Below are 20262 nucleotides of genomic sequence, written 5' to 3' on the forward strand. Positions count from 1 at the left end.
CCCCGATCAGCGCACCGGGCGCATGCCCAGCAGTCTCAACTCGCCGAGGTCCGGGCCGTCCTTCTCGACCACCGCGGTGATCCAGCCGCCGTCGCGACCGTGCTGGCGCAGCGCCTCGGCGTCGACGGGCAGGTCGACCGGGCCGAACTCGCGATGTTCCCACTCCATCCGCGCCCGGTGGCCGGCCTCGGCCAACGACCGCACAGAGCCGCCACCGGCCAGGACGTCGCGGCTGGAGGTCAGCCAGGCGATGGCATCGTCGAGCGCGGCGACCAGGCCGGGGTTGCCGTCGCACCAGGTGGCGACCAGGTCCGGCCGGGTCCGGGCGACCCGGCTGCCGGAGGTGTAGGAGCCCGCGGCCAGCGAAAGGCCCAGCTCGCCGCCGCGCAGGCCGGTCAGCGCCAGGGCCTCGGCCAGCATGTGGGGCAGGCCGATCACCCTCGCGATGGCGACATCCTGTTCGACCGCGGTGGTCGGCACCGGCCTGGCACCGAGGTCACACAGCAACACCGCCAGCGACAGCCACGCCTGCAGGTCGGTGTCGGGTTCCAGGGCCAGTGCCCAGGGCGCGTCCCGGAACAGCAACGGGTGGCCGGCCAGGAAGCCGGACTCCTCGGTCCCGGCCAGCGGGTGCCCGCCGACGAATCGGGCGCCCGGCAGGCGCCTGCGCACCGCCTGCAGCACCGGCACCTTCAGGGTGCCGACGTCGGTGAGGACGGTGTTCGGGGCAACCCAGGGGCCGATCTCGACCAGGGCGGCCTCCAGGCGCGGCAGCGGCATCGCCAGCACGATCAGGTCAGCACCGGCCACGGCCTCCGGCGCGCTGGCGGCCACGGTGTAGCCGGCGCCCCGGGCGGCGCTCGCTTCGGCCGGGGCGGGGTCGTATCCGCTGACCACGTACCCGCCCCGCGCGAGCGCTCGAAGGATGGAACCGCCGATCAGGCCGAGCCCCAGCACGGCGATGCGGTCGAACGAATCTGGCACCATTCGAACGTATAACCGGCAGCGGTCGGATAGTTACCGTTGGTAGCGCAGCGTAACCGTACCGATGCCAGGCCGACACCCGATAGGAACGAACCGGCCGCCGGGTGATCTACCCGCCGTCGGGGACCGCCCGGCCGTACCCGGGCGGCCGTGGGCTTTGTTGCGCACCCGATCCGTGCCAGGATCTTCCAAGGTCAGTTCGCTACTACGTCGGCTCGACACCGTTTGGTACAAAAGCGTGCGGAGGGGCTGGGTCATGGGAGAAGGCAGTTACGCCGTAGCGGCATTCCGCGAGGGTGGGGTGTGGCGCTGCGACGCACTTCCCTCGGCCGTCCTGGGTGATCTGAGCGTGCTGCTGTCGGCACTGCGCAGCCAGCCTCCCGAGGGCGGCCCGTTCGTGGTCGCCAACGTCGATGACGAGTTCTTCCTGATCGCCCGCTCGCACGGGCCCCGGATCGATCTGCTGCTGTCGGACCTGACCGCCTCGGTCGAGTTCCCGCTCGCAGCCCAGGTGCTCAGCCGGCTGGGCGAGGACCCGCCGGAGGACGACGAGCTCGACGAGGTCTGGCCGATCGGCGAGCTGGACCTGTTCAGCGACCTGGAACTGGGTGAGGACGAGATGGAATCGATTCTCGACGACCTGGACGCCTATCCCGAAGACATGCTTGACGCCGTGATCCGCCGGATCGGGTTGGAGGACGAATTCCGCAGGGCTCGCTCGGCCGGACGGGTGGCACTGTGAGCTACTTCGCGCTCGCCCTGCTGGCCAAGGACCAGGCGCGGTCCGGGTGGCTGCTGGAAGAGGTCGACCTCGACGGGTGCGAGTCGATCGACGACGTCTGCGACGTGTTGCGTGACTTCGAGCATCCGGTGCGGCTGCTGGCACTGGAGCAGGACGACGAGTACGCCGTGCTCGCCAGGTTGGATGTTGCCGCTGACCGTGCCGCGGAGCCGATCCGGGTCTTCCTGTCCAATGGCCACGCCGCCGATGACTACCCGCTGGCGCAGCTGTTCGCCGACGGGCTGCCCGAGGTGGGTGGCGATCCGCTGGACGGTGACGAGGACGCCCCGACCGGTGTGCACGACGCCGCGCCGTTCGGAGATCCGCAGGTGTTGGCCGACCTCGGGGTGCCCTCGGCCGAGCTGATCGAGCTGGCGGTGCACGAGGGCACCCTGCCGGCGGACCTGATCGAGACGGTGTGCGAGCGGCTGGGCTGCCTGAGCGAGTTCGAGGCCGTCCGCGGGTGAGCTGGGCCGGTTGAGCGCACCCGAGACCGACTATCACGAGGCGATGGGCGTCGCCCTGCTCGAGGCCGGGTCGGCGCTGGCAGCGGGCGATGTGCCGGTCGGGGCGGTGGTCCTGTCTGCCGAGGGCACGGTGCTGGCCACCGGGCACAACCTGCGCCGGGCGAGCGCGGACCCCACGGCCCACGCCGAGGTACTGGCGCTGCGGCGGGCCGGTGAGGTGTTGGGGGACTGGCAGCTGACCGGGTGCACCCTGGTGGTGACCCTGGAGCCGTGCACGATGTGCGCGGGTGCCGTGGTGCTGGCGCGGATCCGGCGGCTGGTGTTCGGCGCCTGGGACGACAAGGCAGGCGCGGTGGGCTCGCTGTGGGACGTGGTACGCGATCGGCGGCTCAACCACCGCCCGGAGGTGGTGGCCGGCATCCGGCAGGACGAGTGCGCCCAGTTGCTGACCCGCTTCTTCGCCGACCGCCGGTGACTGTATTGTCGTCGGCGGTGGCGTGTCCGAGCGGCCGAAGGAGCACGCCTCGAAAGCGTGTGAGGTGAAAGCCTCCGTGGGTTCAAATCCCACCGCCACCGCCATCGATCACCTGTGATGACCACGTGCGTGATGACCACCGTGCCGCTCAGCACCGTGGTCCTGCGTCAAGCACGAGATAGGGCCGGCCGGAGTGGAGTCAGGTATCGCTGCCGACAATTCGCCAGCGTAAAGTTTCATTCCTAAACTAAGCACCGCATCGAACCGGAATGATCTGTCTGATCGGGGAACGTGTGTGACACGCCGCGGAATCGCCACAAACAGCCAAGAAACCGTCCGGTCGACATTCAGGTTAGTGGGCAGAACGCTCACGAACGACGGGGCCGGCTCTGGTAAGCAGCGCCTGGAGTGTCAAAGTTGGCGCGGCGCTGCAGGAGTTGACCTGACTCCGCGCGCCGCTGGGTGAAGAGTAGCGTGACCTCTACCCAAAAGTAAACCGACCAGCCGGTCTTTTATCAGCCCGACTCCTGTCAATCCAGGCAAACCGGGGGAAGCAGCGGCTGAAGCCGGGGCGGATACACTTCACGACTTTCAAGATCAAGGAGAATGTGCCGGTGGCGATGCAGCAGCGAGCGGTCCTGACTCGCGGACGGGTCCTGATCGCCGCTGCGGAGGTTTTCGCTCGGACCGGTTTCCTGGCAGCCAGCATGAACGACATCGTGGAAGCCGCCGGGGTCACCAAGGGCGCCGTGTACTTCCACTTCCCCAGCAAAGAGGCGCTCGCCGTCGCGGTCGTCGAGGAGCAGTTCGCACAGTGGCCGCCCTTGGTGGCCGGGATCATCGAGCACTCACCCGACGCGCTGACCAGCATCGTCGCGCTGACCTATGAGGTGGGCAGCAGGTTCCGGGACGACGTCCTGATCACGGCCGGCGTCCGGCTGTCCTTCGAACGGGAGCTGGTGCATGCCGCAATGCCCACGCCGTTCGTGGGGTGGGTCGCCATCCTGCAGGATCTGTTCAGCCAGGCCCGACGCGAGGGCCACCTGCGGGCCGGGCTGGTGCCGGCCGCTACCGCCCGGGCACTGGTCGGTGGCTTCTTCGGCATCCAGCACGTGTCGGAGGTGTTGACGAACCGGGTGGATCTGGAATCCCGGCTCGACGAGTTCTGGAAGGTCTTTCTGGTCGGGGTGGCCGCCGAGCCTGATTGGGCAGGCACCCAGCGCGCGGTGCGGCGGGTTCGGGCCACGGTTCGCCGGACACCGAGCGCGGCGGAGCCCGAGTTCGAGTAGACCGCTGGGTCCGGCTGTTCCGCCCGCGGGGCGACATGCAGGCTCAGGGTGCCGTTCGCAGGAACCCCGATGCGGTATCACGGCCTCGCTGTTGCACCACGAACTCGGTGGTGTCACTGGAGATCCGCCGCAGCACGATGTCAGTCTCCGGGCCCAGTTCGGTGAACGCCGAGCAGTCCAGCATGCAGCCGATCAGCCGGGCTCCGTCGCCCCGCTGCTCCGTCACGGCCTGCCAGGCGGCGTCGATGATCAGCATGCCGGGCGCGTGATCCAACGGGTGGTCGAAGTAGACCGGGTGATCCAGGGGCACGACCAGCCGTCGCCGGCTACCCGGCCGCGTTTCGGGGCTGAGCAGGACGTCCTCAGCGGCCCGAACCGAGGAGGCCCTTCGCGCTGGGATGGCGTTGCGCCACCGCAGTTCCTCCCAGTTGAGCCTGATTCCGCTGCGAGCTCGCAGGGCGGCGTAACTCTGCGCCGAGATCCACCGGACGGTCCCCCGCCCGGTGGCAAAGGGCAGCCCATCGGCGGCGAAGGACAGCTCGATGGTCATACCGCGCAGCCGCCCGGTCCGCATGATCAGGTCCCGGCAATCGACGGTGATGGCGATGTTGGTCGCCGACCGAAGCGCTCGCGGTTCGCAGCGCTGATCAAGGACGAAACTGACATCTCGCATCACCGACTGCTGGTCGAAGCCGACATCGAAGGCGAAGTGCGAGACGGCCAGACCGGTCTGCCTGATCGATTCCAGGATCAGCATCGGATCATGGCGCCCCTCGTGGTCCGGGCGGTACACCCGATGGGATCGGGGCCACTGGGCCGCTACCAGCAGTTGCGTCTCGCCCAGCCTGATGAGGTCGGTGAGCAGCACCTCCGCGATCGAATCCCGGTGCACCAGGGCGCGGTTCACGGTGTGTTCCCATTGCAGGGTTCTGTGGGTCTGCAGAGCCGTATCGGTCGTAAGCAACGAACCTCCCCCGGTTAGCAGATGGTTGTTTGACGGTCGTAACCGCTGGTAATTATCTGCAGACCACTTTACGCCGGTTAAACATAAAGCTGTGTATATCAAGGTTTTGCGCGGCCAATCTGCTGCCCAATCCTGCTTTTATTACGGGCAAAGCGTTCTAAATACCCAGGCGTACTCGGCGGCACGCTATGCGGATGAGCCGCGGACGGCCGCCTGCTATGGATAACGCCCAGGTACCTTGCAGGAATCGGCTCGCTCGGTTCAGATTTGACCGCGGCGACAGCGAGGGAGAGTTGCCATGGCCGCCAGCATGAAAGACGTGGCACGGCTGGCCGGCGTATCGATCAAGACCGTGTCCAACGTCGTCAACGACTACCCGTTCGTCAGCGCCGACACCAGATCGCGGGTGCGGGCGGCACTGGACACGCTCGATTACCGGCCCAACACCTCAGCCCGGGGCTTGCGTACCGGCCGGACGGACCTCATCGCGCTGGCGATTCCGGCCCTGGACGAGCCGTACTTCGCCGAAATGGCCAGCCTGATCGTGGACGCGGCCGAGCAGCGCGGTTGGACGGTGTTGATCGACCCGACCGGCGGCGACCGCAGTCGGGAGAAACTGGCAGCCGGCGGCTCCCGCTCCAACCGGATCGACGGGTCGATCACCAGCCCGTTGGCGCTGACCGGAAACGATGTCGCCGGGCTGGCGCGGCAGCGGCCGATGGTGCTGCTCGGTGAGCGGTTCGCCAATGCCACCACCGACCACGTCGCGATCGACAGCGTGCGGGCGGCGCACGAGGCGACCCGGCACCTGATCGACCTGGGCCGGCGGCGGATCGCCTTCCTCGGGGCGCACACCCGGATGCGCACGGCCGTGGTCCGGTTGTCGGGCTACCAGGCCGCCCTGGCCGAGGCGGGCCGGCACCTGGACCAGGACTTGATCGTCCGGGCCAGTCCGTTCGGCCGTGCCCAGGGCGCGGCGGCGATGGCCCGGCTGCTCACCGCGAGGAAGCCGCCGGATGCGGTGTTCTGCGTCAATGACCTGCTGGCCATAGGCGCCATCCGGATGCTGCTGTCCAGCGGGCTGCGAGTACCCGAAGACGTCGCGGTCGTCGGCTTCGACGACATCGAGGAGGCCAGGTTCAGCACCCCCAACCTGACCAGCATCGCGCCGGACAAGCGGGAGATCGCCGAGGTGTCGGTCGATCTGCTGTGCCGCCGGATCCGCGACGGTGCGACCGGGCCGCCGGTGGACGTGGTCGCCGGGCATCGCCTGCAGGTGCGGGAATCAACCACCGGCACCGCCCCGCTCACCACCGGCACCGCCCCGCTCACCAGCGGTCCACCCGGGTGATCCGCAGCACCGCCTCGCCGGCCTCGTCGCTGGCGGCGAGGTCGACCTCGGCGCTGATCCCCCAGTCATGGTCGGCATTCGGATCCTGGAAGGTCTGCCGGACCAGCCAGCGCCCTGGCTCGACAGTGACTCCGAACAGGCCCGGGCCGCGGGCATCCTGGCCGGTGCCGATCCGGTCGTACTCGCTGAAGTACTCCTCCAGTGCGTCCTGCCAGGCCTCGGCATCCCAGCCCGCGCCGGCATCCAGTTCGGCCAGTTCGGCGTAGCGGCGTCGGGCGGCCAGCTCGACCCGGCGAAACATGGCGTTGCGCACCAGCACCGTGAATGCTCGGGTATTGGCGGTCAGCGGCCGGGTCGGCGCCGTCAGCACACCGGCGGCCTCGGTGGCCGCCATCGGGTTGGTCAGCTCCTCCCATTCGTCGAGCAGGCTCGAGTCCACCTGGTGCACCAGCTCACCCAGCCAGCTGGTCAGGTCCTCGACCGCCTCGGTCCGGGCAGCGTGCGGAACGCCGGCTCGCAGGGCTCGATAGGCGTCACTGAGGTAGCGCAGCACCAGGCCCTCGGAGCGGGTCAGGCCGTAATAGGAGACGTACTCGGAGAAGCTCATGGCGCGTTCCCACAGATCGCGCACCACCGACTTCGGGGAGAGCTGATGGTCGATCAACCAGGGATGGCCCTTCAGGTACATCTGGTAGGCGGCCTCCAGCAGCTCCGCCAGCGGGCGGGGGTGGGTCACCTCCTCCAGCAGGACCATCCGCTCCTCGTACTCCACGCCCTCGGCCTTGAGCTGGGCGACCACTTCGCCTCGGGCCTTGGACTGCTGGGCGTACAGCACCTGTCGCGGGTCTTCCAGCGTCGCCTCGATCACCGACAGCACATCCAGGGCGAAGGTGTCGGAGTCGACGTCGAGCAGTTCGATGGCGGCCAGGGCGAAGGTGGACAGCGGTTGGTTCAGCGCGAAGTTCGGCGGCAGGTCGACCGTGAGCCGGACCGTCCGGCCGGTGTCGTCGGGCGCTTCCAGCCGCTCGATCACCCCGGCCCGCAGCAGCGACCGGTAGGCCTGGATCGCTGCCCGGACGTGCCGTCGTTGGGCCGTCCGCGGCTCGTGGTTGTCCAGCAGCAGTGACCGCATCGCGGCAACGGGGTCGCCGGGGCGGGCGATGACGTTCAGCAGCATCGAGTGCGAGACCTGGAAGTGCGAGCTCAGCGATTCCGGCTCGGCGGCGATCAGCCGATCGTGGGTCGCCTTCGACCAGGACACGAACCCCTCCGGCGCCTTCTTGCGCTGCACCCGGCGGCGTTTCTTCTCATCATCGCCTGCCTTTGCCAGCAACCTGGCGTTCTCGACCTCGTGCTCGGGCGCCTGCACCACCACCGTTCCGGCGGTGTCATAGCCGGCCCGGCCGGCCCGGCCGGCGATCTGGTGGAACTCCCGGGCCTGCAGCTGCCGGCTCCGGCGGCCGTCGTACTTGCTCAGCGAGGTGAGCACCACGGTGCGGATCGGAACGTTGATGCCGACCCCGAGGGTGTCGGTGCCACAGATGACCTTGAGCAACCCCGCCTGGGCCAGCTGCTCGACCAGCCGCCGGTACCTGGGCAGCATGCCGGCATGGTGCACCCCGATGCCATGGCGCACCAGCCGGGACAGCGTCTTGCCGAAGCCGGAGCTGAACCGGAAGTTCCCGATCGCGGCGGCGATCAGGTCCTTCTCCGCGCGGGTGCAGACATTGATGCTGGTCAGCGCCTGGGCCTGTTCCAGCGCCGAGGCCTGGGTGAAGTGCACGATGTAGACGGGGGATTGCCGAGTGCCGAGCAACTCGGTGATCGTCTCGTGCAGCGGGGTGGTGACGTAGTAGTGAAACAGCGGCACCGGGCGCTGTGCCGAACTCACCACCGCGGTGGGCCGTCCGGTGCGCCGGCTGAGATCTTCGGAGAAGAAGCTGACCGATCCCAGGGTCGCCGACATCAGCAGGAACTGCGCCCGGTGCAGTTCCAGCAGTGGAACCTGCCAGGCCCAGCCCCGGTCGGAGTCGCCGTAGTAGTGGAACTCGTCCATCACCACCAGGCCGATGTCGGCCACGCTGCCCATCCGCAGGGCCAGGTTGGCCAGCACCTCGGCGGTGCAGCAGATGATCTCGGCCTGGCCGTTGACGCTGGCATCGCCGGTCATCATGCCGACCCGGGAGGAGCCGAAGATATCGCACAGCGCGAAGAACTTCTCGCTCACCAGCGCCTTGATCGGGGCGGTGTAGAAGCTGCGCCGGTTGTTGAGGAGCGCAGCCAGGTGGGCTCCGGTGGCGACCAGCGACTTGCCCGAACCGGTGGGCGTGGACAGGATCACGTTGGATCCCGACAGCAGCTCGATCAGAGCCTCGGACTGGGCCGGGTACAGCTCGAGCCCCTGCCCCGCGGCCCAGCCGGTGAACACGTCGTACACAGCGTCGGGATCGGCGCCGGTCAAGGCGCCGGAGTCCAGCAACGCGGCCAGCGACTGCCCGGGTGGCGTCATGGCGCTCTCAGCAGGCGGGTGTCCAGCGGCTGCTCGGTGACCGTGCCGTCGGGTGACCGGCTGACGTAGTAGGCGGTCTTGCCCTCCGTCTCGGTCACCGCCTCGACGAAGTCGCTGCCGCGGTAGAGCACGCCGGTGCCGTCTTCGGTGGCATATCCGGACGCCAGCGTGCCGTCGGCGATCAGCGAGTGGTACACCGGCCGGCGCTGCTCCTCGGAGTCGTAGTGCACGCCGTTGGAGAACGGAACCAGCGCAAGCCCATTGGTCACCGGGCGCAGCCGGGACCCGAACGAGTCGGTGGTGCCCCCGCTGTGCCAGCAGATCGACCCGGCCGAGACGCCGGTCAGCACCACGCCGGCCTGCCAGGCCTCGCGCATCGCCAGGTCGATCCCGTGCAGCCGCCACATCGCCAGCAACCCGGCCACGCTGCCGCCGAACACCCAGATCACGTCCTGGCTCAGCAGCAGTTCCCGGGGGTCCTCGACGTTGGGCATCGGGAACAGCGCCAGGTGGCTGGGGGAGAAGCCGCGCTGCACGGCGGCGTCATAGAAGCACGTGACCTGCTCGGAGTTGTCCCCCATCGCGGTGGCCAGGAAGCACACCCTGGGCGCCCGCCCGGTGACCCCGGCCAGTTCGACGGCGTAGTCGGTGAGCGGGCCGACCTCCCAGCGCAGCCGGGGCGATGGCACCAGGCCGCCGGAGGTGGCGAGGATGGTCGGAACGGCAGCCGTCATGGCCGCAATCTAATCGACCGGCCGGCCTTGATCGATAGGCGCATCATGGCGTTATGGACATCCTGAGCAGCCGGTTGCTGCTGCACCCCCGTGACCTGGCGGCCAGCCAGCGGTTCTACCGCGACATCCTGGGACTGGCGGTGTACCGGGAGTTCGCTGCCGGGTTGGTGTTCTTCCTGGGCAACGGGTTGCTGGAAGTGTCCGGCCACGGGTCCGAGGGATCACCGGGCGGCCTGGAGCTGTGGCTGCAGGTCCGCGACGTCGGGGCCGAGCACACCCGGTTGGCGGCGCTCGGGGTGCCGGTGCTGCGCGCCCCTCAACTGGAGCCCTGGGGGTTGATCGAGATGTGGATCGCGGACCCCGACGGCGTCCGGATCGTGCTGGTGCAGGTGCCGCCGGACCACCCGCTGCGAAGGGACCAGCGCTGACCACCATGCCGACACCGGATCCGGACTGGCCCAGCTGGGCGAGCGAACCTGTCGAGCTGGTGGCACCCGACCCGACCTGGCTGGCGCGTGGGCGCCGGGCCGGGCAGTCGCTGGACGAGGCGCTGGGCGCACTGCTGGTATGCCCCGTGGAGCACGTCGGCTCCACCGCGATCCCGGGACTGCCGGCCAAGCCGATCCTGGACCTGCTGGCCGAGGTGAGCGACCTGGCCGTCGCCGAGCAGGTCGCCGGCCTGCTGGCGCCCCAGGGCTGGCACTACGTGCCGCCGGAGTTGGACGGCCGGCCCTACGAGCGGTTCTTCGTCCAGGTCCTCGACGGCCACCGGGTCGCTCACCTGCATCTGCTGCGGGCCGGTTCGCCGCAGCGGACAGACCTGGTGCGCTTCCGCGATCTGCTGCGCGGCAACCGGCACCTGGCCGCCGACTATGCGGCGCTCAAGGCAGGGCTCGCCGCCGCGCATCGCGATGACCGGGAGCGCTACAGCGCGGCCAAGCACGGCTTCGTCACCGACGTCCTGCGCGGGCAGCATTCGCGCGGCGCCGGCTGATCAGCGGCTGATCAGCGGCTGGTCACCCCGGCACGACGGCTCGCATCCGGGCCGCGGCGATCGCCACGATCGCCTGGCTGGCCGGTGACAGGGTGGCGCCCTGGCGATGCACGATCGCGAACTCGTCGTAGATCCGCGGCCGCAGCGGTGCCCACCGCAGCTGGGGTGAGAGCCGGTCGCCCAGCAGGTGCAGCAGGCCCCGGGCGGTGACCGTGTCGGCGAGGCCGAGCGCCGCCACCTCCAGAGCGGTCTCGATGTCCTCCACCTCGATCCGTGGCCTGAGCGTCGAGCCGGTCGACTGAACCGCCCGGGCCAGCTGCCGCCGGGTGGAGTCCTCGTTGCCCCAGCTGGCCTCTGACAGCACCAGTGTTGCCGCCGCGAGCTCAGCCGCCGTCACCGGCTTGCGGACCCGCAGCGGATCAGCGCTGACATAGACGACCTCGTCACGGATCAGCGGCTGGACCTGCAGCCCTTCATCAGCGATCGGCAAGGCGATCATGGCCGCCTCCAGCCTGCCGTGCCGCAGGTCCCGCAGCACGTCCATCGAGTTCTGGCCGATCAGTTCCAGCCGCACCCGGGGATGCGCGCGCAGCACATCGGCCACCAGCGCGCTGCCCAGGTACAGCCGGGCGGTTCCGAACACCCCGAACCGGATGGTCCCCTCCAGGACCTCGCGCACCGAGGCGACCGCCCGGCTGGCTTCGGCGACCGCGGTCAGTGCCCGCTCGGCGTGCGGCCGCAGCACCCGGGCCGCCTCGGTCGGCAGCAGCCCACGGCCGACCCGGTCGAACAGCGGCGCGTTGAGCCCCTGTTCCAGCAGCCGGACCTGCTCGGAGATCGACGGTTGCGCAAGGCCCAGCTCGGCTGCCGCCGCGGTGAACGAGCCATGCTCCAAGGTCGCCAGGAAGCACCGCAACTGGTGAAGTGATATCAAGGAAATGCCTTTGAGAAGGAAAGGAAGCCAAGGCTACCTCGATTGGTGGCTCGCTCGTACGGTAAGCCGGTGAGCCAGACCGCCCTTGCCGCTTCGGTGCCGGCGCCGACCGTCCAGCCGGCGACCGGCCGGCCGGCGTCCGTTCGCGGAGTCGGGCTGTGCCTGCTCTCGGCGGTGGCCTTCGGCCTGGCCGCGTTGTTCGGCAAGCAGTGCTTCGCCGCCGGGTTCAGCGTCAGCTCGATGCTGGCCGCGCGGTTCGGCATCGCGGCGCTGGTGTTCTGGCTGATCGTGGGGATCCGCCGGCCGGCGCTGCCCGGGCCGCGGCTGCTGCTGAGCTGTCTGGCCCTGGGCGGGGTCGGCTACGCCGTGCAGGCCGCCTGCTATTTCAGTGCCCTCACCAGGATCGATGCCTCACTGGTCGGGCAGATCCTCTACGTGTACCCGGCGATGGTCATGGTGCTGGGGTTGGCGTTGCGACGCGAGACTGCCAGCCGGCGGAAGTTCGCCGCCCTCGGCTGTTCGATCGCGGGCCTGGGCCTGCTGCTCGGCTACGCCGGTTCCAACGGCCCGGTGGCTCCGGCCGGGGCGCTGCTGGCCTTCTGCTCCGCCATCGCCTACGCCCTCTACATCACCGCGGCCAACGGGCTGCCCGAGGACTTCGACGTGTACCTGCTCTCGGCGCTGGTGTGCAGCAGCGCGGCGGTCAGCGTGGCCGCGTTCGGGCTGACCACCGGCTCGCTGCGGCTACCGGCGCAGCCGACCGGGTGGCTGTGGCTGCTGCCGATAGCGCTGGTGTCCAGCGTGATCTCGATCGGCTGCTTCCTCGCAGGGCTCCGGCTGGTCGGCGCCTCGACAGCCGCGATCCTGTCCTGCCTGGAGCCGGTGGTCACCGCGGCCTCGGCGATCGTGGTGTTCGGTGACCGGTTCAATGCCGGGCAGGTGGCCGGGGCGGCGGTCGTGCTGGCGGCGGTGATACTGCTGCGCCCGGCCGCCGGCACGCGCCCGGTCAGTAGCTGACTCCCAGCTGGTAGGTGGTAGCCGTCGAGGAGTAGCGGTTTCACGCGGATGTCGACGCCACGGCCCGCTAGCCTGACGCCCATGAACGGCGGCTGGTTGGGTTTGCGCTCGCTGCGCCACCGGGCCGGCCAGTCCGTCCTGGTCGCCCTGCTCTCGATGACCGCCATCGCCGCCTGCGCCGCGGGGCCGATGTACGAGCGGGCCGTCGAGCAGGCCGCGATCCGCTCCCAGCTCAGCCACACCGGCACCGCCGAACGGGGCGTCACGATCACCGCTGGCTCGGCCGGTGAAGTCCGGTCCTATCTGCCGGTCGGAGCGGAGCAGGCGCTGTTCACGACGCCGGTGATGGGTTTCCAGACCGCCGTCTCGGTAACGGCGGCGCATTCGAGCTTCGACGCGATCGCCGCCGGCCGCGATGACCTGTGCGGCAGGCTGCGGATCACCGCCGGCCGGTGCCCGGCAACCGGGTTGGAAGTTCTGGTCAGCAGCTCCAGCAGCCGGGCGCTGAACGTCGGCGTCGGCGACCGGCTGCAGCTGATCGGCCGGGGTGGCTCCGCGGCCTATGAGATCGGAACCGCCCGGGTGTCCGGGCTCTACGAGCCCTTCGACCCGGCCACCGACTACTGGTTCGACCGGGCCTACTCGACGGCAGCCGGGGTGGTGCGCGAGCCGCGCGGAGACATACCGGATCTGCTGCACTCCGATGCCCTGCTGCTGACACCGGCCGGCATCTCGGCGTTCGAGGCGGCGCGCCGCTCGGCGACGGCCGGCAGCAGCACGCCGTTCAGCTACTTCGCCGACCTTCCGGTGCCGGCGGGCCGGATCGGCATTGACACCAGCCGGCGGCTGCTGCAGGCGATCGACGCGATCACCGCCAGGATCGATGCCGCGCATCCGGCCGGCGATCCCAACCGCGGCAGCGTGCGGTCAAGGCTCGTGCCGTTGCTGGAACAGGCCGATGCTGGCCGGCGCCAGAGCCGGGCGATCATCCCCACGCTGGCGGTTCAACTGGCGCTGGTGGTGCTGGTGGTGCTCGGACTGGTGGTGGCGGTCGGCGTCGACCAGCGCCGTCCCGAGCTGGCACTGGCCCGATTGCGCGGCCAGAGCAAGCGGGACGCGGCCGGCCCTTACCTCGGCGAGATCGCGGTGCTGGTCACGGGCACCCTGGTTCCAGGGCTCGGGCTGGCCTGGTTGGGGTGCTGGCTGCTCTGCCGGTGGTGGCTGCCCGCGGGTGTCACGCCCGAGTGGCGCTGGCCGGTGCTGCTCGGCGGAGTCGCGGTGGCCCTGGTGGAGGTGGCGCTGGCGGTGCTGCTGGCCCGCCGGGCGACCGCCCAACCGATCGCGCAGCTACTGCGGACGGTCGCACCGACAGCGACCGGCCGCGGTGCCGGCGCGGCCGAGCTGGCTCTGGCGGTGGCCGCCGTAGCCGGTGTGACGGTGGCCCTGACCGGTGATCGCAACAGCGCGATCTCACTCCTCACACCCGGCTTGATCGCGATCCTGGCGGGACTGCTGCTCGGCAGGCTGGCACTGTGGGGGGCCCGGATAGCCGGGCACCGAGCCCTCTGGCAGGGCCGGCTGGCGGTTGCCGTGGCCGGCCTGCAGGCGGCCCGCCGGCCAAGCTTTCGCCGGGTGCTCACCCTGGTGTGCGTGGCGGTCGCGCTGCTGGTGTCCAGCGTCGACCAGTGGCAGGTCTCGGCGGTCAACCGGACGGCCCGGGCCGGCGCCGAGGTCGGCGCGGCGGTGGTCCTGGACGTCCGGGCGCCGACGGCGGCCAAGCTCCGGTCGGTGGTCGCCGACGCCGATCCGGCCGGTGACTACGCGATGGCGGTCATCACGCAGCGCCCGGACGGTGACTCCAGCCCGGTGCTGGCGGTGGGCCGCCGGCGGCTGAACGTGATCGCCGACTGGGGCTTTGCGCGCGATATCCCGTCGCAGGCGCTGCTGGACCGGCTGGTGCCCGCGAACCGGCCGGCTCCCATCGTGTTCACCGGCCGCCAGCTACGGCTGCGATTGGGCTCCGCCCAGGTGGTCAGCGACGACCCGACCTCACCCGAGTCGCCCCAGCCGGTCTCGCTCCGGCTGCGCCTGCGGCGCCCGGACGGCTCGCTGACCACCACCCGGCTGCCGGTCCGCGCCGGCACGGTCCCCGGCACCGCGCTCGGCGGCTGCGAGCAGGGTTGCACGCTCAGTCAGATCGAGCTGGTCCGGACGGTGGGCGACTTCCTCGCCGTCAAGGTGGCCATCCAGCTGCTTGGCCTGGATGTCAGCTCGAGCGCAGCAGGCAGCTGGCGGCCGGTGCCGCTCGGTGGCGCCCAGGACTGGCGCAATGCCGAGGAGGCGGCGGCTGCGGCCGGCACCGCGGCCACCACCTCGTTCACCGCCGGGCCGGCCGGCGGCCTGGTCCTGCACGCGGTCAGCCATGGGTCCGAGGCGACACTGCAGCACCTGGACGTCCCGGTGAACCTGCCCTGCCTGCTCGCCGGTCCCGGCGCCGGGACCAGCGGTGACAGCGATGATGGCGCTGCCGCGGTCCTGACCCACGGCATCGACGGAGAGTCGGCCAGTTGCCAGCCGGTCGGGTCGCTGGCCTTCCTGCCCCGGGTCGGCACCGGTGCGCTGCTGGTGGACCTCGACCTGGCGATCGCTGCCAGCCAGTCCGAGCTCACCAACAGCACCGCCAGCATCTGGCTGCGCACGGTCGACCCGGCCCGCGAGCGCCGGCTGACCGAGGCCCTGACCGCTGCCGGTATACCGGTGAGCGCGCGGTCGACGGCCGCCGAGCGGCGATCGGTCTATGACCAGTCCCCGCCGGCCTGGTCGATCCGGGCGGCGCTGGCCGCCGGGCTGGTCGCGGTCCTGCTGGCGGCCCTGATGATCGTCATCGTCGCCATGACCTCGCGGCGCTCACGCGGCTATGACCTCGCGGCGTTGCGGCTGCTCGGCTTGCCGCTACGCCTGCTGCGCCGCGCGGTGCTGATCGAGCAGCTGCTCGGCGTGCTGGCCGGCGTGCTGGCCGGCGCCGCGGTGGGGGTGGCCGGCGCCCGGCTGGCACTGCCCGCGCTGGCCCTGTTCGTCAGCCCGTCGACGGTGCCGCTGCCCAGTTACCGCACCGCGTGGCCGGCCGTCCTGCTGGTGGCCTGCGGCGCGCTGGCATTGCTGTGTTGCGCCGCGGTGCTGGCAACGGTCCTGGTGCTTCGCGCCGTCTCGCCGGCCGTCCTGCGGGAGGGGCAGTGATGGCCGGGGTGAGAAGGGGGCTGTCGGTCTCCGCGCACGGCCTGGTGCACATCTACCGGCTGGAAGGCAACGACGTGGTGGCGCTGACCAGCGTCGACCTGGAGGTGCCGGCGGGCCAGCTGGTCGGGCTGCTCGGGCCGTCCGGCTCGGGCAAGTCCACCCTCATCACGCTGCTGGCCGGAGTGCAGCGGCCCAGCGCCGGCCGGCTGCGGGTGGGCGAGCACGACCTGGCCGTGATGGAGGATGCCGACCTCGACCGGCTGCGCGCGATCGAGGTGGGGGCGGTGCTGCAGGGCGCGGTGCGCAACCTGCTGAGCTACGCCTCGCCCGCGCAGAACGTTGCCTTCGCCCAGAAGGCTGCCCGCCGGCTGGGCGCCTGGGAGCTGCCCAGGCCCACCGAGGTGCTGGACCTGCTGTCGCTGGCCGACTGCGCCCACCACCGGTTGGTGGAACTGACCCCGGGCCAGCTGCAGCGACTGGCGGTCGCGGTCGGAATGGCGACCTTGCCGGGGCTGCTGCTGACCGACGAGCCGACCAGCCAGCTCGATCATCGCTACCGCGACGAGGTGCTGCAGGCCATCGGCTCGGTGAACCGGTCGGTCGGCACCACGGTGATCACGGTGACCCATGATCCCGAGGTGGCCGCCCGGATGCCGCGCACCATCACCATCCGGGACGGCCGGATCGGGGCCGAGGGGCACGGCGGTGAGGACTTCGCGGTCCTCGGCCGGGACGGGTCGCTGCAACTGCCGCCCGACGTCCGGGAACAGATCCCCCCGGGAACCCTGCTGCGGGTGCAGCTCAATCCGGACGGCACGGTGCTGCTGGACCCCCGTCCCGGCCGGGATCCCCGTCCCGGCCGGGATCCCCGTCCAGACCGGGACCCCCGTCCAGGCCGGCCCGCCGGTGGCCTGCCAGGTGCCGCGCCATGACCGCCGCGACCGGCGGCGCGACGGGCGGCGCGATGGACGGCGTCCTGCGCGCCACCGGCATCGAGGTCCGCTATGGGATGGTGGTCGCCGTCCGGCCGGCCGATCTCGTGCTCGGCCCGGGGCAGCTGGTCGCCGTCACCGGCCCGTCCGGGGCGGGCAAGAGCTCGCTGCTGGCTGCCCTCGCCGGGCTGACCCCGCCGTCCGCCGGCACGCTGAGCGTGGCCGGTCAGCCGATCACCGGCCGCGATCAGGCCGTCGCGGCCGGAATCGTGGTGATACCGCAGGGCAATGCACTCCTGCGGATCCTGACCGCGATCGAGAACGTGGCGGTGCCGCTGGTCGCGGCGAGGCTTCCCGACGCCCGGGACCGGGCTGAGGCGGCGCTGCTGGCACTGGGCCTGGACGAGGCCGCCGACCAGTTGCTGGAGGAGCTGTCCGGAGGGCAGCAGCAGCGGGTCGCGGTCGCCCGCGGGCTGGCCGAGCGGGGTTCCTACCTGCTCGCCGACGAGCCGACCAGCGAACTCGACGCGGGAAATCGAAGCCGGGTGATGGCGTTGTTGCGGGGCGAGGCGCGACGCGGAGCCGGGGTGCTGGTGGCCACCCACGATCCGGAGGCGGCCGCGATGTGTGACGCCGAGCTCCGGCTGGACGAGGGCCGTTCCACCTGGGTGCGCGAGGACCGCCCGAATCCGGCCGCAACCGAGCACGGCGGCTAACCTCCACTACGCCCGACCGGTGCCAAACTTGCGGTGTGAGCGAGAGCCGGAACGTGCTGGGTACCGAACTCGAGGAGTGCGGAACCGATCCAGTCACCGGTTTCTACCGGGACGGCTTCTGCACCTCCGGTCCGGAGGACGTCGGCAGCCACACCGTCTGCGTGGTGCTGACCGTGGAGTTCCTGCAACACCAGCGCCAGATCGGCAACGACCTGATGACGCCCCGGCCGGAATACCACTTCGCGGGCCTGGGCCCGGGCGAGCGCTGGTGCGTGGTGGCAATGCGGTGGCTGCAGTCCTACCGGGCGGGGGTTGCGGCGCCGGTGGTGCTGGCGGCGACCAATGCCCTGGCGCTGGAGATCATCCCGCTGGAGCTGCTGCGCGAGCACGCGATCGACGTGCCGGCGGACCCCCGCTCACTGACCTGATCTTCTGCTGCGTCCCGCTCCACTAGATTGGACGCTGATGAGCACCGCTGAGGACCACTCCCACGTAACCTTCGCTGACCTGGACATCGACGAGCGGGTGCTGCGAGCGCTGGCTGATGTCGGCTATGAGAACCCGTCGCCGATCCAGGCCGCCACCATCCCGGCGCTCATGACCGGCCGGCACGTCGTCGGCCTGGCCCAGACCGGCACCGGCAAGACCGCCGCGTTCGCGGTGCCGATCCTGTCCCGGATCGACCTGAGCCAGCGGGCGCCGCAGGCGCTGGTCCTGGCGCCGACCCGCGAGCTGGCGCTGCAGGTGTCCGAGGCGATCGGCAAGTACGCCCATTACCTGCCCGGCCTGAACGTGCTGCCCATCTACGGCGGGTCGAGCTACGGCGTGCAGCTGTCGGGCCTGCGCCGCGGCGCGCACGTGGTGGTCGGCACCCCGGGCCGGGTGATCGACCACCTGGAGAAGAAGACCCTGGACCTGACCCAGCTGCGCTTCCTGGTGCTGGACGAGGCCGACGAGATGCTGAACATGGGCTTCGCCGAGGACGTCGAGACGATCCTGAAGGACACCCCGGCCGACAAGCAGGTGGCGCTGTTCTCGGCGACCATGCCGGCCCAGATCAGGCGGATCGCCAAGCGGTACCTCACCGACGCCGCCGAGATCACCGTCAAGACCAAGACCGTCACGGCGGCCAATACCCGCCAGCGTTACCTGCAGGTGGCCAACCCGCAGAAGATGGACGCCCTGACCCGGATCCTGGAGATCGAGCCGTTCGAGGCGATGATCGTCTTCGTCCGCACCAAGCAGGCCACCGAGGAGCTGGCCGAGCGGTTGCGGGCCCGGGGCTTCTCGGCGGCGGCCATCAACGGCGACCTGGTGCAGGCGCAGCGCGAGCGCACCATCGCCCAGCTCCGCAGCGGCGCCCTGGACATCCTGGTGGCCACCGACGTGGCGGCCCGCGGGCTGGACGTCGAGCGGATCAGCCACGTGCTGAACTACGACATCCCCACCGACACCGAGTCCTACATCCACCGGATCGGGCGCACCGGCCGGGCCGGCCGGACCGGCGAGGCGCTGCTGTTCATGACCCACCGGGAACGGCACCTGCTCAGCGCGATCGAGCGGGCCACCCGGCAGCCGCTGACCGAGATGGCGCTGCCGACCGTCGAGGACGTCAACAGCACCCGGGTCGCGAAGTTCGCCGACTCCATCACGGCGAACCTGGCCTCGCCGCAACTGGGGTTCTTCCGGGGCCTGGTCGAGGATTACGTGCGCGAGCACGACGTGCCGATGGCCGATGTCGCGGCGGCGCTGGCGGTGCTGTCCCAGGACGGCGAGTCTTTCCTGATGGCTCCCGAAGCTCCGGTGGTGCGAAGGAAGAACGAGTTCGGTTCTGCGGGGGACCGGGCCTTCGACCGGGATCGGGACCGGGACCGGCCGGCGGTCCGGGTGGCCGGGCAGCGCCGCACCAAGTCCGACGGCCGGCTGGCCACCTACCGGATCCGGGTCGGCAAGCGGCACAAGGTGCAGCCGGGAGCGATCGTGGGCGCCATCGCCAACGAGGGCGGCCTGAGCCGGCAGGACTTCGGCCACATCGATATCAAGGTCGACCACAGCCTGGTCGAGTTACCGGCGGACCTGCCACCCCGGACGCTGGACGCGCTGAGCCGGACCCGGATCTCGGGCCAGCTGATCGAGCTGACCCGCGAGGACGGCGAGCGGCCCGGTCGGGTCAAGAAGCCGCGTCACAGGGGCTGACGCTGGGGCGCTGCGTTTCGTAAGCCGGCTCGCCAGGCCGGTTCGCCAGGCCGGTTCGTCAGGCCGGTTCAGCGGCTTGTCAGGCCGGTTCGTCAGGCCGCCAGTGGCGCCGCGCCGGCCACGAAGTCCTCCATGATCAGGATGCTGGCCGCCCGCAGCGGCTGCTCGGCGGCCCAGCTCACCTCGTCGGCTGCGAGCGCCGAGCCGAGCATCGGCGGCCGGTGCGGCCGGGCCTGCAGCACCGCACCCAGCGCCCGGACCAGCAAGGGTGCCTGCCGGGCGAGGATGACGTGCGAGGTGACCAGTGCCCAGGCCGGCCCGTCGCCGTCGGGCACCAGCCCGAGCAGCCGGGTGTCCAGGCGCCGCCGGCGCGCGTCGGCCAGGCTCAGCTCGGCCAGCAGCGGCTGCGGCCAGCCGCGCTCCTCGGCGTCGGTGCAGAACGCCACCCGGACCAGCTCCGGACCGAACTCCGCTGCCAGCGCTCCGCAGGTGTAGGCCGCAGCCAGGTTGCCGTACACCGACGAGTACTCGAAGGTCAGGGGTTGTGCCGCCATCTTCTCCGCCTTCCGCGCGACCCGATGGCCCATTCCAGTGCCCCACTGTGACAACCGGATGACGCCGGCATGACGGCAACGACATTTCGCTGGCGACCGCGATCACAGCCTCTGGACACCGGCCTCTC

19 protein-coding genes and 1 tRNA gene are annotated in these 20262 nt (G+C 70.7%); 14 read left to right on the plus strand and 6 right to left on the minus strand.

Features of this window, described 5'->3' with window-relative positions:
• Window positions 1-6: 6 nt before the first annotated feature.
• Entirely contained in the window at window positions 7-984 is a 978-nt protein-coding gene (locus tag VF542_RS07025; protein ID WP_408650986.1) for a prephenate dehydrogenase/arogenate dehydrogenase family protein, read from the minus strand.
• Window positions 985-1240: 256 nt separating this feature from the next.
• Here VF542_RS07025 and VF542_RS07030 point away from each other — a divergent pair, with 256 nt between their 5' ends.
• From VF542_RS07030 to VF542_RS07050, 5 genes are all read left to right on the plus strand, one after another.
• The gene (locus tag VF542_RS07030; RefSeq protein WP_408650987.1) at window positions 1241-1726 is read left to right on the plus strand and encodes a tRNA adenosine deaminase-associated protein; all 486 of its coding nucleotides are present in this window, start codon (window positions 1241-1243) and stop codon (window positions 1724-1726) included.
• Entirely contained in the window at window positions 1723-2232 is a 510-nt protein-coding gene (locus VF542_RS07035; RefSeq protein ID WP_408650988.1) for a tRNA adenosine deaminase-associated protein, read from the plus strand. The genes VF542_RS07030 and VF542_RS07035 overlap by 4 nt, the downstream gene beginning before the upstream one ends.
• 43 nt (window positions 2233-2275) lie before the next feature.
• Window positions 2276-2707: a tRNA adenosine(34) deaminase TadA gene (gene tadA / locus VF542_RS07040; RefSeq protein WP_408651032.1), complete on the plus strand. Its 432-nt coding sequence runs from the start codon at window positions 2276-2278 to the stop codon at window positions 2705-2707.
• A gap of 16 nt (window positions 2708-2723) precedes the next feature.
• A tRNA-Ser gene (locus tag VF542_RS07045) sits at window positions 2724-2811 on the plus strand.
• Window positions 2812-3327: 516 nt separating this feature from the next.
• Window positions 3328-3996 carry a ScbR family autoregulator-binding transcription factor gene (locus VF542_RS07050; protein WP_408651033.1) on the plus strand — a complete coding sequence of 223 codons (669 nt, stop codon included), beginning with the start codon at window positions 3328-3330 and terminating at the stop codon, window positions 3994-3996.
• Window positions 3997-4039: 43 nt separating this feature from the next.
• Here the strand turns inward: VF542_RS07050 and VF542_RS07055 are convergent, their stop codons facing one another.
• Window positions 4040-4903 (minus strand): ScbA/BarX family gamma-butyrolactone biosynthesis protein, encoded by an 864-nt coding sequence (locus VF542_RS07055; protein WP_408650989.1) that lies wholly within the window; start codon window positions 4901-4903, stop codon window positions 4040-4042.
• A gap of 355 nt (window positions 4904-5258) precedes the next feature.
• Here VF542_RS07055 and VF542_RS07060 point away from each other — a divergent pair, with 355 nt between their 5' ends.
• Entirely contained in the window at window positions 5259-6311 is a 1053-nt protein-coding gene (locus tag VF542_RS07060; protein ID WP_408650990.1) for a LacI family DNA-binding transcriptional regulator, read from the plus strand.
• Here the strand turns inward: VF542_RS07060 and VF542_RS07065 are convergent.
• Together VF542_RS07065 and VF542_RS07070 are read right to left on the minus strand one after the other, a co-directional pair.
• Entirely contained in the window at window positions 6289-8820 is a 2532-nt protein-coding gene (locus VF542_RS07065) for a DEAD/DEAH box helicase (RefSeq protein ID WP_408650991.1), read from the minus strand. The two genes, VF542_RS07060 and VF542_RS07065, sit on opposite strands and share 23 nt — an antisense overlap.
• The gene (locus VF542_RS07070; protein ID WP_408650992.1) at window positions 8817-9554 is read right to left on the minus strand and encodes a Type 1 glutamine amidotransferase-like domain-containing protein; all 738 of its coding nucleotides are present in this window, start codon (window positions 9552-9554) and stop codon (window positions 8817-8819) included. Before VF542_RS07070 ends, VF542_RS07065 begins: the two co-directional genes overlap by 4 nt.
• 53 nt (window positions 9555-9607) lie before the next feature.
• Here VF542_RS07070 and VF542_RS07075 point away from each other — a divergent pair, with 53 nt between their 5' ends.
• Together VF542_RS07075 and VF542_RS07080 are read left to right on the plus strand one after the other, a co-directional pair.
• Complete coding sequence (locus VF542_RS07075; RefSeq protein ID WP_408650993.1) at window positions 9608-9982, plus strand: VOC family protein; 375 nt, start codon at window positions 9608-9610, stop codon at window positions 9980-9982.
• A gap of 5 nt (window positions 9983-9987) precedes the next feature.
• Window positions 9988-10548: a GrpB family protein gene (locus VF542_RS07080; protein WP_408650994.1), complete on the plus strand. Its 561-nt coding sequence runs from the start codon at window positions 9988-9990 to the stop codon at window positions 10546-10548.
• Window positions 10549-10570: 22 nt separating this feature from the next.
• Here the strand turns inward: VF542_RS07080 and VF542_RS07085 are convergent, their stop codons facing one another.
• Window positions 10571-11482 (minus strand): LysR family transcriptional regulator, encoded by a 912-nt coding sequence (locus VF542_RS07085; RefSeq protein ID WP_408650995.1) that lies wholly within the window; start codon window positions 11480-11482, stop codon window positions 10571-10573.
• A gap of 69 nt (window positions 11483-11551) precedes the next feature.
• Here VF542_RS07085 and VF542_RS07090 point away from each other — a divergent pair, with 69 nt between their 5' ends.
• The 6 genes from VF542_RS07090 (at window position 11552) to VF542_RS07115 (ending at window position 19580) form a co-directional block, all read left to right on the plus strand.
• Complete coding sequence (locus VF542_RS07090; RefSeq protein WP_408650996.1) at window positions 11552-12499, plus strand: EamA family transporter; 948 nt, start codon at window positions 11552-11554, stop codon at window positions 12497-12499.
• A gap of 81 nt (window positions 12500-12580) precedes the next feature.
• Window positions 12581-15736, plus strand: coding sequence for an FtsX-like permease family protein (locus VF542_RS07095; protein ID WP_408650997.1), 3156 nt, complete (start codon window positions 12581-12583; stop codon window positions 15734-15736).
• A complete protein-coding gene (locus tag VF542_RS07100) occupies window positions 15736-16668 on the plus strand; it encodes an ABC transporter ATP-binding protein (protein ID WP_408650998.1) in 933 nt (310 codons plus the stop codon). Before VF542_RS07095 ends, VF542_RS07100 begins: the two co-directional genes overlap by 1 nt.
• The gene (locus tag VF542_RS07105) at window positions 16665-17384 is read left to right on the plus strand and encodes an ABC transporter ATP-binding protein (protein WP_408650999.1); all 720 of its coding nucleotides are present in this window, start codon (window positions 16665-16667) and stop codon (window positions 17382-17384) included. Before VF542_RS07100 ends, VF542_RS07105 begins: the two co-directional genes overlap by 4 nt.
• A 35-nt stretch (window positions 17385-17419) precedes the next feature.
• A complete protein-coding gene (locus VF542_RS07110; protein ID WP_408651000.1) occupies window positions 17420-17812 on the plus strand; it encodes a DUF2237 family protein in 393 nt (130 codons plus the stop codon).
• Between the two features lie 37 nt (window positions 17813-17849).
• Entirely contained in the window at window positions 17850-19580 is a 1731-nt protein-coding gene (locus VF542_RS07115; protein ID WP_408651001.1) for a DEAD/DEAH box helicase, read from the plus strand.
• Window positions 19581-19672: 92 nt separating this feature from the next.
• Here the strand turns inward: VF542_RS07115 and VF542_RS07120 are convergent, their stop codons facing one another.
• The gene (locus tag VF542_RS07120; RefSeq protein WP_408651002.1) at window positions 19673-20134 is read right to left on the minus strand and encodes a hypothetical protein; all 462 of its coding nucleotides are present in this window, start codon (window positions 20132-20134) and stop codon (window positions 19673-19675) included.
• Window positions 20135-20262: the final 128 nt, after the last annotated feature.

Origin of the sequence: Jatrophihabitans sp. (assembly GCF_036389215.1) — a bacterium.
Classification (GTDB): domain Bacteria; phylum Actinomycetota; class Actinomycetes; order Mycobacteriales; family Jatrophihabitantaceae; genus Jatrophihabitans_A.